The organism is Kosakonia sp. BYX6, from assembly GCF_038449125.1.
In the GTDB taxonomy this organism is placed as follows: Bacteria; Pseudomonadota; Gammaproteobacteria; order Enterobacterales; family Enterobacteriaceae; genus Kosakonia; species Kosakonia calanthes.
Window position 1 is genome coordinate 2533209 of sequence record NZ_CP151800.1, and the last position, 16150, is coordinate 2549358.

Consider the following 16150-nt stretch of genomic DNA (forward strand, 5'->3'; position numbering starts at 1 on the left):
GCCGGGTTCGATATTTAGCGTCATGCAATTAGCACAGCGGTTTAACCGCGTCGCGCATGCCGCGAAGCAAGATGGCGTCGAGATCCAGCGCAACCTGCTCAACCAGACCCGTCACTTTGCTCAGATCCTGTTCCCAATGGTCACTCACGGACAGCACGGATTTCACTAGCTCGCTGGTGCTGATCTGGCGATCGCCATGCTGGCTCCACAGCTGCTGATAACGCTCAATCCAGTGCGCATCATCCTGCACCGGATAGGCCTGGCCGTTACGCTCCCCGCGATAAAACGCGATCAGCGCCGCCAGTGCAAAAGTCAGGCGCGCCGGCAGTTTGCCGTTGGCTTTCTGCCCTGCCAGCAACTGCGGCAGAATGCGGGTACGGAATTTGGTCATACCGTTCAACGCAATGGAGAGCAACTGGTGTTTGATGTATGGGTTGCGGAAACGCCCGGTCACCGCGCTGGCAAAAGATTCCAGCTCGTCACGCGGCAAATCCAGCACCGGAATAATCTCTTCGTAGATCGCCTTTTCAACAAACGCACAAATTTCGGTGTCGTTCATCGCTTCGCCTACGGTGTCCAGGCCCGCCTGGAATGCCACCGGCACCAGCGCGGTGTGCGCGCCGTTGAGGATTGCCACTTTACGTTCTTTGTACGGTTTGATGTCGTCAACAATCAGCACATTCAGCGGGAATTTGTCGAGACGCAGTTCAGAAGCCAGTGATTTCGGCCCCTGAATCACAAACAGATAGAAATGTTCAGCGGTGTCCAGGAAGGTGTCCTGGTAACCGAGTTCGGCTTCCAGCTTCGCCACTTCATCTCGCGGGTAACCGGTCACGATGCGGTCAACCAGCGTTGAACAGAAGGCGTTTGCCGTATCCAGCCATTGGGTGAATTCCGCGCCCAGCGCCCACTCCTGCGCATAACGCAGCACCAGCTCGCGCAGCGCATCGCCGTTGTAATCAATCAATTCACACGGAATGATCACCCAGCCTTTATCTTTCGCGCCGGAGAAATGCGTGAAACGTTCGAACAGCAGACGGGTCAGTTTTGCCGGGTAGCTAACTGCGGGCGCATCGTCAAATTTATCGCCCGCATGGTAGCTGATGCCCGCTTCGGTGGTGTTAGAGAACACAAAGCGGATTTCCGGGTTGTGCGCGAGTTTCAGAAACTCGTCGTACTGAGAATAAACACTGATTTCACGGTTAACCGAGCGGATAAGACGCGCATCGCTCACCGCTTCACCCTGCTCGTTCAGGCCGCGAATAATGGTGGTATAAAGGCCATCCTGCGTGCTCAGGGACGGCGGGAAATCACTCTGGATCGGGCGAACCACCACCACACCGGCGTTCAGGTCAGTGTGCTCGTTCAGCAGATCGATTTGCCAGTCGACAAAAGCGCGCAAAAAGTTCCCCTCGCCGAACTGAATAATACGTTCAGGGTATTCAGCGCCGGGAAAGTTGCGACGGTTTAATGTGTTCACAGTGGGTTCCTTTTTTGATTAGTCATACAACCTGGGAAGATTGGTGTGATAACTTACCAGACTTTTCGACCATGAAACCCTGTTTTGATCAAAATGGGATGTCTTATTGGCGACAATTATAGAAACTTGTAAAAAATTGTCGTCGCCGTCACATTTCCATCCGGCATAAGCGCGTAGCGCGGGATCTCGCCGACGCGCTGCCAGCCGCACTGTTGGTAGAAATTCTCCGCGCCGCTGCCGGTCGCGGTGTCCAGCACCAGCACACTTTTACCGTGCGCCTGCGCCTCGGTTTCCAGCGCATCCATTAAACGGCGCGCCAGCCCCTGACGCCGCGCTTTTTCATGCACCAGAAGTTTGGACACATCCGCACGATGCGGCTGGTTTTCCGGCTGATCAAGCACCACTTGCACGGTGCCGACAATCTCGCCCGCTGCGTCTTCGGCCACCAGCACAATGCGCTCACCGCGCGCCACGCTTGCCGCGACACCAGACCAGAATTGCAGGGATTTTTCCCGCGACAGCGGGTATATAAAACTGACAGAGGCACCGCCGGAAACACAGTTTTCCAGCACCTCGCACAGGGCGTTGATACATAAAGAGAGGGCGTCGCTATCGAGCGAAGAGATGCGATAAGTGGTCATTTTTATTCCTTATAAAACAACCACTATCGAGTTTACAGTTTTTTAACACAAGCGCCGAAATCATAGGATTTCGTGATGACTCAGCGCCCTTTGTTGTTTTTCACTTTCATGGCGTACATCTTCTGGTCGGCATCTTTCATCCACGGACGCAGTTCGCCGCTCCCGCCATGATCGAATTCGCTGATCCCCCAGGAGAAGGCCAGTTTCCAGGGTTTGCCAGAATGACGGTTCCACTCGTCAACTTGTTCTACCAGATGCTGCATCGCAATCCATGCGCCCTGCTCATCGGTACCGGAAAAGACAATCGCGAACTCATCCCCGCCATAGCGCACGCGCAGATCGGCTTCGCGCAGGCTGGCAGTCATCACCGAAGCCAGCGCTTTCAGCGCTTCATCGCCTTCCGCATGCCCATAAGTGTCGTTGATCTCTTTGAAGTCATCGAGATCGATCCACGCCAGGGTTAACGGCTCGGCACGACGGCGCGCGCCGACAATGGCGAATTTCGCCAGGTTGTCAAAACCGCGACGGTTAAACAAACCGGTCAGCTCATCGGTGGTGGCTGCACTCATCACCGCGAACTCATCTTCGACGATCAACGCAAAATCTTTCAGGTTCTCAAGTTCGCTCCCATCAAAGTCACGCGCTTGCCTGTCGATAAGGCAGAAGGAACCGACGATGGCGCCATCGGGCAGGCGCAGCGGGTGTCCGGCATAGAAACGAATATGAGCATCGCCGGTGACCAGCGGATTATCCGCAAAGCGCTCGTCGCGGCTGGCATCCGGGATAACCAATGCCGCGTCGCTTAAAATCGCATGACCGCAAAAAGAGATTTTGCGCGGCACGGCTTCCTTTGAATATCCCGCACTCGATTTGAAATGCAGCATATCTTCATCAACCAGCGTGATTAACGCCATCGAGACGTTAAACATGCGTTTTGCCAGCCGTGTCATGCGATCCAGGCGCTCAGTGACGCCGCTCTCCAGCAGGCCGGAATCATGCAACGATGCCAGCCGTTTGGCTTCATCTGCGGGAATAGCAGGTATTTTCATAAGGTGCCAGTCTCATCTTTCTCAGGCTGTTTTCCGCAATAATAGTAAAAAATCGGTCAATCAATGGGCGGTATACAGCATAAAGCGTAGCCTATTCAGCATATTTGTCAGTGCGAGTAGATCTGGTTTTTCCCCAGCCTTTTAGCCTGGTAAAGCGCGTCATCCGCGGCTTTCAACCAATCGGTAACGGTATGCATGCCCGGTAACGCGCTGGCAATACCGATGCTCAACGTGCATTTGAACGCGTGCTCTTGCAGCACCGTCATCGTCGCCGCCGCATCCATAATTCGCGTCGCCACGTCATAAGCCACGTCAGAAGGCGTGTCCGGTAACAGGATCACGAATTCATCCCCGCCCAGCCGCGCGGGCGTGTCTGTATTACGCGTGGCGATATGCAAAATTTTCGACACCGTTACCAACAGCGCGTCGCCAACTTTGTGCCCGAACCGGTCATTCACTTCTTTGAAATTGTCGATGTCGATAAACATCAATGACGAATGATTCGGCGTGGCGCGCAATTTATCCAGCTCATACTGAATGCGTTTTTCCAGCAAACGCCGGTTGGCGATGTCCAATAGCGGATCCATCATCGCGATACGTTCTAACTCGCGGCTTTTCATCCGCAGTTTGCTGGCGATACTGTCAGTCAGCACGCTGAGCGCCAGCATATAAATCGCAATCAGCGGCAACGTGGCGAACATCGTTCGTTGCGTGACATGCAGTTCGAGGGGCATGCCCAGCACCAGCCAGACCAGTAAAAAGACCGCCAGCAAAGTCAGCGCGGCTTTGCGCATCAACGTGAAACCGCCGGCGGAAAGGCGATCGGATAACAAAATAGTCGCGATTACGACGGAGGGCAGTGGGTTGGCGGCCATCATGGCAATCCATAACCCGCCCGCACCCGCGTCAAACACCAGGTTTTGGTGTTCGGTTTGTAAGGGATTTGCGGTATTCCGCGCACGCAGAAACGCGAGCGTTGGCCAGACAAAAGCATTTGCGCACAATAACACCACCGTCCAGAGCGGACGGTGCAGTTCAAACAATACGGAAAGAATAGGAAAAAAGCAGAGCAACGTCCCCAGAATGCGCATTAGATACATTCGCCTGACAAATCGTTTGCCAGGGACCCGCTCGTTTTTATTCAAATTATCAGACCCGGCCATCTCGCGACTTATTTCGGCTACGTATACGCAATAATACTATTGACGTTAAAAATCAGTAGCAAGCAATTTAATAAGTTATCGATATTAATTGTTTCTATTATGATTCGTCACAATTTGCCGGGATGATTAATTATCCATCGGCACTGGCGCATGATGTTCTGCCGCCACGCTGTTGTCGCCATCGGTGGTGCAGTTTCTGCCGCGTTTTTTCGAGCGATAGAGGTTCTCATCGGACACCGCCAGCAGCTCATTAAACATTTCGGTTAGCTGCCAGGCTTCGGTTTTACCGTGGCTGATGCCAATACTCACCGTCAAATGCAGCGTCTGCTGCCGCCATTTGAACGGGTGTGTTTCCACAGATTTACGCAACAATTCCGCAAGCTGCTTGCCCTCCTTCGCATCCTGCGTGGTCGCCACAACCACAAACTCCTCGCCGCCCATTCGCGCCACTACGCCCCGCTCGCCCAGCACCTGCTGCACTTTTTGCGCAAACGAAGCCAGCACTTTGTCGCCGCACTCGTGGCCATAATTATCATTGATGCTTTTGAAGTAATCGATATCCATCAACATCACTGAGAGATGTTTATCGGCAAAGCGATTGTCGTCGTGATTCAGCGCCTCGTACAACCCTGAACGGGAGTAAACGCGGGTGAGAAAATCGAAATCCGCGCGCAGGGAAACCTGGCGGATCAGGCGGTTGATGGCCTCAACGCTCACCGAGACAATCACCGGGCAAATCGCCATCGTGGCAATGCCCAGCCGCGCCGAAAACATATGCGGGATATCAAAGGGTGAACTGACAAAAATATTAATTTTGCCGCTGGAGACGAGGATTATCTCCAGCCCGCCGGTAATCAGCGTGACCAGGCTGGTTAACGGCAGCGAATAACGCACCGCGCACCAAATCAACGCGGGTAACGGGAATGCCAGGCTGCCCGCGCCGCCAATCACCACCGAAGCCAGCACCGAAACAGCCACGGCAACTATCGGCATCGTTTTGCGCCACGCAAAATGCAGCGGAACACGCGGGCGCCCCATCGCCAACAGGCCAGGCAGGATCAGCACGCCGGTGGAGAACTGCTCGCCAAACCAGTCTGCCAGCAACGGCCAGAAACCTTGATCGTTAATACCGACCGAACCGATAGCACCAAAAAAGGCGCACAGCAGCGCCGAAACCAGGCAGTAGCTGAACAGCTTCAACGCGTTAACCGGCTCGGGCGCTTTCAGCATCTGGCTGCGTTCCCAGCCGATGAATTGCGCCATGGTGATAATAAACACCATGTTGGAGAAATTAATAATGAGCGACGCGGTGCCCCAAGTGGTGGTGATGGCATCGTAAGCCAGCATGGCAACATAACTGATGAGGTAGTAGTGCCAGCGATGCAGGAAGGCGTAGCGGGCAAAGACGCCAGCCATCACCGCATTGAGCGGCCAGAATAACGAAAGCTCTTCCACCAGGCGCATCATGGCACCCAGGAAATAGAAAAGCGTTGTCAGGACAAAAATCATTACCGCATTGGTTAGCGGCGTATCTTCACGAAACGGACGCCAGGGGGACGAAAAAAATGCACGCATCAAATCTCAATCCATCTCACTAACAAGGCTATCTGTTGAAAATAGCGCGGGAAATTGCATACAGCTTAGTTCCGGGGAACCGTGTTGCGCAAAAGTCATTAGCGCGGCGAATTCATCTGTATGACCAGCCAATGGTAAATGACAGCAACAATATACTGTTGTTGCTCAGCTGTTAATGGATATCCTTGCGCAATCGCGTGCCACTTTTCCAGACAGCCACGGCAGCAAGTGGCGGTGGCATGTTGGGCAATAAAAACCGGGTGACCGCGCATCGGCGTTTGTTTGCCGTCATTGTTGGGCAATGCCGGTGCCAGCCGCTGCGCAACAAAATCCGCCGCGTGCGAGGCAATCACTTCCGCGCCTTTATCCAGGCAATATTGCCGCTCTTTCACGCCAAGGCGAAAACGCGAGCGAAACGTCGAGCGTCCCAGCCGCGCGAAAAGCGGATCAAGGTCAGCCATCAGTACACCGATCTTCCCAGTTGTTGCGTCAATGCCTCCAGCACCGCCACACCCGCCAGCGAATTGCCCGCATCATCCAGCTCTGGGCTCCAGACCGCAATGGCCATTTCGTGCGGCACAATCGCTACAATTCCGCCGCCAACACCGGATTTCGCCGGTAAGCCGACGCGCCAGGCAAACTCACCGGCGTTCTGATACATGCCGCTGGTCGCCATCAAGGCGTTGATTTGCCGCGCCTGCATCGCCGACACGACCGGGCTTGTCAGATGCGCGGCCTGTCCGCCTTGTGCCAGAAACAGAAAGGCGCGCGCCAGTTCGGCACAGCTCATTTTGAGCGCGCAATAGTGAAAATAGTTCTGTAACACGGTGGCGACATCGTTGTGGAAATTGCCGAATGATTTCATCAGCCAGGCGATGGCCATATTGCGGGCGGAATGATCGAACTCGGAGCGGGCCACGACGCTTTCGTAAGCGATATCAGGGGTGGCAGAGAGTTTACGCACGATTTCCAGCATGCGCTGGCGCGGTGCGCTGAGGCGGCTTTGCAGCATATCGCAAACCACCAGCGCCCCGGCGTTGATAAACGGATTGCGTGGTTTGCCCTGCTCGATTTCCAGTTGCAACAGCGAATTGAACGGTTGACCAGACGGATCTTTGCCCACTCGCTGCCAGATCTCATCTTCGGCGTAGTGGTTCATCGCCACCACCAGGCTGAGCACTTTTGAGATCGACTGAATGGAAAAACGCTCATCGGCATCACCCGCCTGGAAGTGTTCCCCATCGACGGTGCTGACAGCGATGCCCAGTTTGTTGCCGCTGACCGCCGCCAGCGCCGGGATATAATCCGCGACATTGCCACGTCCCAGTAGCGGGCGTACTTGCGCAATCACGGCTTCCAGCACGCCATTATCCATCACCGATGCCACTCTTTTTCCTCGCCCACAGGCCAAAACGGCCTGCGAGTATATCAGAGCTGTTTTGCCGCGTCAGGCCGGGAGACGAAAACGCGCAACCGCTTGCATTAACTGGTGAGAATCGTTGTGTAACTGTTCCGACGCGGTGGTCGCCGTGGTGACCAGTTCACCGGTGCGGCGGGCAACATTGCTCAGGGAGTGCAGGCGGCGCGTCATATTATGGATGCTTTCCCCCTGGTTCAGGGTGGCGGCGGAAATCTCACTCAGAACGCCGCTAAGGTGGCCGACCAGCCCGGTCACTTTTTGCAGATTATCTTCGAGGCGGCTCACCGCCTGGGTGCCATCATTAATGCCCTGCAACGAATGATTAATCAGTTGCTGAATGGTTTGCGTCGAATGGCTACTCTGGCGAGCCAGCAACCCGACCTCTTTTGCCACCACCGCAAAGCCGCGCCCGTGGTTGCCCGCGTGCGCCGCTTCAATGGCGGCATTCAGCGCCAGAATATTGGTCTGGAAAGCCACGCCGTCGATCAACGCCACAATATTGCGCATCTCCGCCGATCGTTCCACGATCTCGCGCATCGACTGATTCACCGTATCCATCATTCGATCGCCTCCAGCGGCGACTTTACGCGCTTCATCCGCCTGCTGGCGCGCCTGCTCCGCAAAACCGGTGCTGCCTTCGACATGGGATTCCAGCATGGCGATATGTTCCGTCACGTCGCTCAGTTCTTGTGCCTGTTTCGCCGACTGTTGATAAAGCGATTGGTTGCCTTCTGCCAGGCTATCAATGGTTTGCACCATTGATGACGTCGCGTCGCTCACCTGCATCACCAGTTGTTGCAACCCCTGCTGCATGGTGCCAACACTCAACCCAAGCTGATCGATTTCGCGGTTAAAGCGCTGCACCGGCGGCAACGGCGTGCCGAGATCGCCCGCAGCGAGGATATTGATATGAGCAATCAACTTACGCAATGGCGTGATCACCCAGCGGGACATGGCAAACCACACCAGCACGGCAATCACCAGCAGCAACGCGGGCACCAGGATAAAAAAGTGCTGCAACTGCGTGAGAGTGTCCATCAGCGCCTGGCGCCCCTGCTCGGCGCGCTGTTCGCTGGCCTGCTGGAAACGGGCATAGTTGTCATTAAAATCGGCCTGAAAAGCCTGCGCGGGTACGGCGAAGAAAGCGTCGATCGACTGGGTTTTCACCAGGCCGTCCGCCTGCTCTTTCAACGCGCCATAAAACATTTGATAGCTGTTCACCAGCCCTTCATCTTTTGGCGGGTTCAGCGACAGCCAGGCTTGCCAGGCTTTTTGCGATGCCTCAAGTGCCTGGTGAGTTTCATCCATCAGGCTGTGCCAGCTTCCGTCTGAGCCGGTCTCTTTATCCTGCATAAAATAGACGCCCGCGCGGTTAAGCAGATCGCTGGCGGTCAACAGCGCGATCCGCGCTTCATCAACCCGTACCTGCTGGCGGTGAGCTTGCTGGTTGAGTTGTTCATTGTGTTGCGCGCTGCGTAACGATGCAGAAAGGACAACTGAAGAGGCGATTTGTAGCGCGGAGAACAACCCGATAATGCAAAAAATCCCGGCTAACAAACCAAACTGCTGTGGTGTGATACGCCGGAAAATCCGGCGAAAAATTTGTGTTAAGTTCATGATATTCTTCTGTAACCAACAAGTTGCGCTGAGTCTACAAAAGGATCATGACACTCCCATTACAGCAAGGAGTGACGCGCCCCGCCGGGGCGCGTTTTACTTACAGACGATCTTTCCACACGGTCTGAATGTTACAGAATTCATGCAAACCGAAGTGCGAAAGCTCGCGGCCAAAGCCGCTTTTCTTCACGCCGCCAAAAGCAACGCGGGCATCGCTGGCGCTGAAGCCATTGATAAACACCCCGCCGCACTCCAGGTGGTCGGCAAACCAGGCGGCCTGCGCATTATCGGCGGTGAATACCGTGGCAGACAGGCCAAAATCACTGTCGTTGGCCAGTGCCAGCGCATGGTCAGCATCGCGGGCAATGGAGATCGCCGCGACCGGGCCAAACAACTCCTGGCGGAACGCCGTCATCTCTGGCGTGACGTTGGTCAGTACCGTTGCCGGGTAGTAGTTGCCGTTGCCCGGCATTTTTTCCCCGCCCAGTGCCAGTGTCGCGCCCTCTTTAATGCTCGCCAGCACCTGCTCATGCAGCTCGTCGCGCAGATCAAAGCGGGCCATTGGGCCGAGATAATTCTCTTCCACATCCGGTGCGCCCTGTTTCAACGCGGCGGCGGCGGCAACAAACTTCTCAGTGAAAGCCTCGGCAATGCCCTCTTCAACAATAAAGCGCTTCGCGGCGGCGCAAACTTGCCCGGTGTTCTGGTAACGCCCGGTCACCGCGGCTTTTACGGCCAGATCGAGATCGGCATCGTTCAGCACGATAAACGGATCCGAACCGCCGAGTTCCAGCACGCATTTTTTCAGCGCCGCCCCGGCTTGCGCACCAATCGCGGCACCTGCACGGACGCTGCCGGTCACGGTGACCGCCGCAATACGCGGGTCGTTAATCGCTTGTGTGACGCCTTCGTTGGTGGCATTCACCCAGCCAAAGACACCTTGCGGGATCCCGGCTTGCGTGAAGATTTCCCCCATCAATGCCGCAGAACCCAGCACATTTGGCGCATGTTTCAGTAGATAGCTGTTGCCAGCCAGCAAAATCGGCACGGCGCCGCGCAGCACCTGCCACAGCGGGAAGTTCCACGGCATGACCGCCAGAATTGGCCCCAGCGGACGGTATTCGATGGTCGCGCGTTGCTGTTCCACCTGAGTGGGTTCGCTGTTGAGCATCGCCGGGCCGTGTTCGGCATACCAGTCACACAGGGCGGCAGATTTATTCACTTCAGCCCGCGCCTGCAAAATCGGTTTGCCCATCTCCTGGCTCATCATTTGCGCCATTTCTTCAGCGCGAGCGCGCAGTGCAGCGCCAATATCACGCAGTTTTTGCGCGCGTTCAGCGACGCTGAGTAAACGCCATTGGCGATAACCGCTGGCCGCCAGTTCCAGCGCAGCATCCACCTCTTCACGGCTGGCCCACGGCGTAGCGCGCAGGGTTTCGCCTGTCGCCGGATTAACGGAAATGGCATGTGTTGTTGCGGAAATAGACATTATTTTCCCCTCAAGGTGTTCAGAACTTGCACCAGGATGACGGAATTTGTTATTTCTGAAAACTGAATAATATTAACTTCAGTATTCACGTTAAGAGAATGGCATGGATTTAACACAGCTTGAGATGTTCAACGCCGTGGCGCAGACCGGCAGCATTACCCAGGCGGCGCAAAAAGTGCACCGCGTGCCGTCGAACCTCACCACTCGCATCCGCCAACTGGAGGCCGATCTCGGCGTCGATCTGTTTATTCGCGAGAACCAGCGCCTGCGCCTCTCGCCCGCCGGGCACAGCTTTTTGCGCTACAGCCAGCAAATCCTCGCGCTGGTTGATGAGGCGCGAATGGTCGTCGCGGGCGATGAACCGCAAGGGCTGTTCTCCCTCGGCGCGCTGGAGAGTACTGCGGCAGTGCGCATCCCGGCAACATTAGCGCAATACAATCAGCGTTACCCGCGCATTCAGTTCGATCTGTCGACTGGCCCGTCCGGCACGATGATCGATGGCGTGATGGAGGGGCAACTGAGCGCGGCGTTTGTCGATGGCCCGATCATGCATCCCGGTCTTGAAGGCATTCCGGTGTACCGCGAGGAGATGATGATTGTCGCACCAGCAGGCCATGAACCTATCACCCGCGCCTCGCAGGTGAACGGCGCGAGTATTTACGCGTTTCGCGCCAATTGTTCCTACCGCCGCCATTTTGAAAGCTGGTTCCAGGCCGATCGCGCGACGCCTGGCAAAATTCATGAGATGGAGTCGTACCACGGCATGCTGGCCTGTGTGATTGCCGGGGCGGGGTTAGCCCTGATCCCGCGCAGCATGCTGGAAAGTATGCCCGGACATCATCAGGTCGACGCCTGGCCGCTGGCGGAAAACTGGCGCTGGTTAACCACCTGGCTGGTGTGGCGACGCGGCGCGAAAACCCGCCACCTGGAAGCGTTTATTGCGTTGTTGCAGTAGACATTGCCTGATGGCGCTTCGCTTATCAGGCCTACGGATTTTGTAGGCCGGATAAGGCGCAGCCGCCATCCGGCAAGAATCACGCGCTAAGCAATTTTTTCTCCATAAAAATACTCAGCGGATCGGCGCTGTAGGGCGCAAAAGCCTCGCGCACCTGGTACCCGCAGCATTGATACAATTTCACCGCGGCATGTTGTTCAATGCCGGTTTCCAGCCGCAGCGTGTGGCAACCTTTGTCGATTGCCGCCTGCTCCAGCGCCGCAATAAGCTTTTCGCCCAGTTGCTGCCCGCGATGCGCAGGATCGATAAACACCCGCTTCATCTCAGCGCTGCCGTCCGGGTTGAGCAGCACCGCACCACATCCCACGGCATCTTGCTGATAAATAATCTTGCGCAGAATCAGCGACGCTTGTGCAAACGACGCCAAATCCACCAGATGGTTGCTCTCCGCCGGATAAAGCGCAGTCTGGTAGCGATCCAGCGCGGCAACCAGCGCGATCACATCCGGTTGCGTGGCGGTGGCATCAACAATGCGGTACATAACGCGCTCCTGTGGTTATTACATTGTTAAATTAAGCGAAATTTTCGCCGCTTCTGTCATATGAATAACCTATAGATACGCCACACCATTGCACCTCAGGGATCTCAGGCGGTAACGTACGCAAAATGATAATTCTGATAACGGAAACCCCATGAATACCAAAGCCCGTAAAGTGATGATCATCGGTACCGGCAACGTCGGTGCGTCTGCCGCGTATGCCCTCCTCAACCAGAATATTTGTGAAGAACTGATCCTTGTCGATTTAGACCAGCAGCGCGTGGAAGGCCACGCGCAGGATCTCTCAGATGCGGCGGCGTATATGCCTGGCATGATGACCATCTCCACGCGCCCGGTGGAGGAGTGTGCAGATGTGGATATCGCGGTGATCACTGTTTCCGGCGGTGCGTTAAAGCCAGGGCAGACGCGGCTGGATGAGCTGACCAACACTGCGAAAATCGTCAAAAAGATTGTCCCATTAATGATGGAAAACGGCTTTAACGGTATTTTCCTCGTCGCGACGAACCCATGCGACATCATTACCTGGCAAGTGTGGAAACTTTCCGGCTTACCGCGTAGCCAGGTGATTGGCACCGGCGTCTGGCTGGATACCACCCGCCTGCGCCGCGCGCTGGCGCAAACGCTGGATATCGGCGCGCAAAGTATCGACGCCTTTATTCTTGGCGAACATGGCGACACCCAGTTCCCGGTGTGGTCGCACTCCTCGGTCTACGGCTCGCCGATTGCCGACGTGTATCAACGCAAAACCGGCCAGCCGTTGGATGTTGACGCACTGGCGGAGAAGGTGCGCCGCCACGGTTTTGAGATTTACGCCCGCAAAGGCTGCACCGAATATGGCATTGCCGGAACCATTGCCGAGATTTGCCGCAATATTTTCACCGGTAGCCATCGCGCGCTGGCGATTTCCTGCATTCTCGACGGGGAATATGGTGTGAGTGACGTGGCTATCGGCGTACCGGCGGTGCTGACGCAAAGCGGTGTGCAGCAGATTATTGAGTTACAACTGGAAGAGGACGAAGTGGCGAAATTCAACCACTCCGTTGAGGTGATAAAAGCGAATATCGCCCGCCTGCCGTGAAAGCGCGGTTAACCAGCGATGGTTAACCGACCCGGCAACGCGTCGAGTTGCTGGCGGATGTCAGGGCTGAGTTGAGCATCGGTGATGATATCCGTCAGTGAATCGAGGTTCGCCACATTAAACAGCGACCACGCCCCATATTTACTGCTGTCGGCCAGTAACACCCGGCGCTTAGCATTGGCAATTAAGTCGTGCTTTAGCGCCGCTTTCTCTTCCGTCGGCGCGGTAATGCCCCGCTCCAGTTCCCAGCCGTTGCAACTCACAAACGCCAGATCCGGCCAGATATTTTGCAGCAGTTTGCGCCCGTGCTCACCAATACAGGACTGGCTGGAGTCGTCGATGCGCCCGCCAATGATCGTCACTTCAATCTGTTTGAATTCCGATAGAAACAGCGCGATATGCAAATCGCTGGTGATCACCCGCAGCGGCAGATGCGTAAGCTGGCGCGCCAGCTCAATCATCGTGGTGCCCGCATCCAGCACAATGGCGTCACCCGCTTTCACTAACGCGGCCGCCGCATGGGCAATGGCGTGTTTTTCCGCCAGGTTGCGCTGCATTTTTTCACTGGTGGTCGGCTGAGAAGGAATAAACCGGTTCAGCGTGACGCCGCCGTGGGTACGGCTTATCACCCCTTCTTGATCGAGCTTGATCAGATCGCGGCGAATGGTGGCCGGAGAGGCGTCCGTCGCGGCGACCAGTTGGTCGACCGTCACCAGATTATGGCTTTTCAGGTAATCCATAATCTGCTCTAACCGGTTATATCCCTTCATATTATTCCCGTGTAATTTGCATAGCTAACTGAATGGAAACCGCCATACTTTCCGCTTTCGCTTTCCCACGCCAGGCGATATCAAATGCGGTGCCGTGATCCGCAGACGTGCGGATAAACGGCAAACCAGCGGTGATATTAACGCCATCATAAAAGCCCAGCAATTTTAACGGAATATGCCCCTGATCGTGGTACATCGCCACCACCATGTCATACATCCCTTCATGGCACTGCATAAACACCGTGTCCGGCGGGCAAGGCCCGGTGACATTCAGCCCTTCGGCTTTCATCGCTTGCACCGCTGGACCAACTATTTTGATCTCTTCATCGCCAAACAGACCGTTTTCGCCCGCGTGCGGGTTGACCCCTGCCACCGCGATCCGTGGGTTGTCATAACCCACGCGGCGCAGGAAGGTATCCGCCACGCGAACCACGGTTTTGACGCGATCCTGGTTCAGCGTATCGAGGAACTTACGCAGCGCAATGTGCGTAGTGATGTGAATGACCTTCAGTTTGTCGGTGTACAGCACCATTGCGTAATCTTTGCTGTCGGTAAGGTGCGCCAGCAACTCGGTGTGACCCGGATAGTGATGGCCGGCCAGATGCAGCGCTTCTTTATTCAGCGGCGCGGTGGCGATAGCTTTTACTTCGCCGCGCATCGCCAGTTCCGTGGCGCGTTTAATGCAGCGATAAGCCAGATCCCCAGCCTGCGCCTGCACCACGCCCGGTTGCAGCGCGGCCGCATCCGCCAGCGGTTCATCGATCACGTTGATCACCCCTGGCGCAAAATGCGCGTCGACCACCTGTTCAATGACGCGCAGTTCGGCATGCGGCGTGATATTCAGCGCCAGAATGCGGCGGAACGTTTGTGCACAGCCGACCACCACCACCGGCGATCCGGCTAATTCTCCTTCGACCAGCGATTTAATGATGATTTCCGGGCCAATACCCGCCGGGTCGCCCATCGTTACAGCAATGATATTAGTCACTCGATTTCTCCTCGATAAAATGCAGAACCTTAAGCAAGGTAGTTTCGTCACCAAAGCCACCTGCCTTGGTCATCACCGGTCGTTGCCATTCGCAACCTAAAAAATGTCCCCACGGCACGCAGCCTGCAGCCTGGCCGTGGATACGAAAACCTGTCGCGCCCAGCGCTTTCGCGACCGCCACCGCGACATCGCCGCCAGAAAGGTACAATGCTGCGGGCGTCACCTCGCCCAGCACATCGCGCGTTAAGTCAGCCAGAAAAGTACAAATCCGCTCGCCCAATTCGCTGCGGCTTAACCCCAGCCGGGAACACAACGCCTCAATCTGATGACGCGCCTGCGCATCCGGGCAGGTGTGTACCAGGCAGTGTTTGCCCTGCTCCAGCGCCTCGACAATCTGCTGGCGATAACTGTCCGGGTTGCCGCTAAATACCGTTTCAATATCAATCAACAAGCGCGCCACACGCGGGTGTTCGCTGGCGTGCGCCAGTTGTTGCTGAGCGATCTCACTCATTGAACCGACAATTGCCAGCACTGGGGACGACTTGCGGGCGGATAACGCGCGGGCCAGCGCATCGCATAAGCCAGCGGAACCAACCAGCAGCGGCGCCACGCCTGCGCTCATCACCTGCTGGATAATCGCGTCGAGATCCGCATCCGTTTCGGCATCCACCACCAGCAGTTGCGGCGCGTCGATTGTTGCTTCTGCCAGCGCTGCGGCCACATCGGCAGGTTTGAGATAACGGCATGTCGCTTCCAGCAGGCTGCCGATGTCGGCGCTGGTGACGGGCGTTTTCGGATCGGTGGCGAATTCGGTGTTGGTCAGCAGCACCCCGTTGACATAGCACTGCCCGTTGTGGGTTGTACGCCCCGCCGCCGGAAATGCCGGCGCCACAATCACCGCCGCCGTGTTGCAGGCCTGGCGCATCGCAGCCACTTCCGCGCCGATATTGCCGCGCAGCGTGGAGTCGATTTTCTTTACCAGCCAACCCGGCGCGTGCCGGGTAATGATGTCATCGATGAGTGCCACGACCCGCGCATGCGCCTCATCTTTGCTTAATGCGCGGCTATCACTGTTGTAGATAACCGCCTGCGCCTGGCGGGCGATACCCGCCATAAGCGCCACTTCAACCTGCATCCCCGCCAGCGCCAGGCTGACGCCCGCGTCATTCGCGCCGGTAAAGTCATCGGCGAGGATCACTATCTGTTGGTTCGCCAGTTGTTCGTTCATCCCTTCTCCGGGTCATTATGCGCTGATTATGATTATATTCAATCATGATTGATTATATGTGAGCAAGATCAACTTATTCAGTTTGCGAATAAATTATAAATTTAGGCCATGCAGTGACGGTGATTGACAAATATTGAT

General features: G+C 56.0%; 15 protein-coding genes. 2 read left to right on the top strand and 13 right to left on the bottom strand.

The window, feature by feature from the left end:
- Window positions 1-28: 28 nt before the first annotated feature.
- From AAEY27_RS11795 to sad, 9 genes are all read right to left on the bottom strand, one after another.
- Window positions 29-1480, bottom strand: a complete 1452-nt coding sequence (locus tag AAEY27_RS11795; RefSeq protein WP_342320714.1) for a tagaturonate reductase — start codon at window positions 1478-1480, stop codon at window positions 29-31.
- A 116-nt stretch (window positions 1481-1596) separates the two neighbouring features.
- Window positions 1597-2121, bottom strand: a complete 525-nt coding sequence (locus AAEY27_RS11800) for a GNAT family N-acetyltransferase (RefSeq protein ID WP_342320715.1) — start codon at window positions 2119-2121, stop codon at window positions 1597-1599.
- 80 nt (window positions 2122-2201) lie between these two features.
- Window positions 2202-3170, bottom strand: a complete 969-nt coding sequence (locus AAEY27_RS11805) for a sensor domain-containing diguanylate cyclase (protein ID WP_342320716.1) — start codon at window positions 3168-3170, stop codon at window positions 2202-2204.
- A gap of 107 nt (window positions 3171-3277) precedes the next feature.
- Window positions 3278-4270 carry a sensor domain-containing diguanylate cyclase gene (locus AAEY27_RS11810; RefSeq protein ID WP_342320717.1) on the bottom strand — a complete coding sequence of 331 codons (993 nt, stop codon included), beginning with the start codon at window positions 4268-4270 and terminating at the stop codon, window positions 3278-3280.
- A 189-nt stretch (window positions 4271-4459) separates the two neighbouring features.
- Complete coding sequence (locus AAEY27_RS11815; protein WP_342320718.1) at window positions 4460-5908, bottom strand: GGDEF domain-containing protein; 1449 nt, start codon at window positions 5906-5908, stop codon at window positions 4460-4462.
- Between the two features lie 98 nt (window positions 5909-6006).
- Window positions 6007-6369: a DUF4186 domain-containing protein gene (locus AAEY27_RS11820; protein WP_342320720.1), complete on the bottom strand. Its 363-nt coding sequence runs from the start codon at window positions 6367-6369 to the stop codon at window positions 6007-6009.
- Window positions 6369-7295 (bottom strand): glutaminase B, encoded by a 927-nt coding sequence (glsB, locus tag AAEY27_RS11825; RefSeq protein ID WP_342320721.1) that lies wholly within the window; start codon window positions 7293-7295, stop codon window positions 6369-6371. Before glsB ends, AAEY27_RS11820 begins: the two co-directional genes overlap by 1 nt.
- Window positions 7296-7355: 60 nt before the next feature.
- Entirely contained in the window at window positions 7356-8945 is a 1590-nt protein-coding gene (locus AAEY27_RS11830; protein ID WP_342320722.1) for a methyl-accepting chemotaxis protein, read from the bottom strand.
- Between the two features lie 100 nt (window positions 8946-9045).
- Window positions 9046-10434: a succinate-semialdehyde dehydrogenase gene (sad, locus tag AAEY27_RS11835; RefSeq protein WP_342320724.1), complete on the bottom strand. Its 1389-nt coding sequence runs from the start codon at window positions 10432-10434 to the stop codon at window positions 9046-9048.
- A gap of 103 nt (window positions 10435-10537) precedes the next feature.
- Between sad and ptrR the strand changes: the two genes are divergently transcribed.
- Complete coding sequence (gene ptrR / locus AAEY27_RS11840; protein WP_342320726.1) at window positions 10538-11389, top strand: putrescine utilization regulator PtrR; 852 nt, start codon at window positions 10538-10540, stop codon at window positions 11387-11389.
- A 79-nt stretch (window positions 11390-11468) separates the two neighbouring features.
- Here the strand turns inward: ptrR and AAEY27_RS11845 are convergent, their stop codons facing one another.
- Entirely contained in the window at window positions 11469-11930 is a 462-nt protein-coding gene (locus tag AAEY27_RS11845) for a GNAT family N-acetyltransferase (protein WP_342320727.1), read from the bottom strand.
- 151 nt (window positions 11931-12081) lie between these two features.
- Between AAEY27_RS11845 and AAEY27_RS11850 the strand changes: the two genes are divergently transcribed.
- Window positions 12082-13026: an L-lactate dehydrogenase gene (locus AAEY27_RS11850; protein ID WP_342320728.1), complete on the top strand. Its 945-nt coding sequence runs from the start codon at window positions 12082-12084 to the stop codon at window positions 13024-13026.
- Between the two features lie 8 nt (window positions 13027-13034).
- On the opposite strand, the gene AAEY27_RS11855 is transcribed toward AAEY27_RS11850, so the two are convergent.
- Genes AAEY27_RS11855 through dtnK form a run of 3 tightly spaced genes read right to left on the bottom strand, consistent with a single transcriptional unit; the run spans window position 13035 to window position 16012 of the window.
- Entirely contained in the window at window positions 13035-13796 is a 762-nt protein-coding gene (locus tag AAEY27_RS11855; RefSeq protein WP_342320729.1) for a DeoR/GlpR family DNA-binding transcription regulator, read from the bottom strand.
- A 1-nt stretch (window position 13797) separates the two neighbouring features.
- On the bottom strand, window positions 13798-14784 hold the full coding sequence (locus tag AAEY27_RS11860) for a D-threonate 4-phosphate dehydrogenase (protein WP_342320730.1): 987 nt from the start codon (window positions 14782-14784) through the stop codon (window positions 13798-13800).
- Window positions 14777-16012: a D-threonate kinase gene (gene dtnK, locus AAEY27_RS11865; RefSeq protein ID WP_342320732.1), complete on the bottom strand. Its 1236-nt coding sequence runs from the start codon at window positions 16010-16012 to the stop codon at window positions 14777-14779. The genes AAEY27_RS11860 and dtnK overlap by 8 nt, the downstream gene beginning before the upstream one ends.
- Window positions 16013-16150 lie beyond the last annotated feature (138 nt).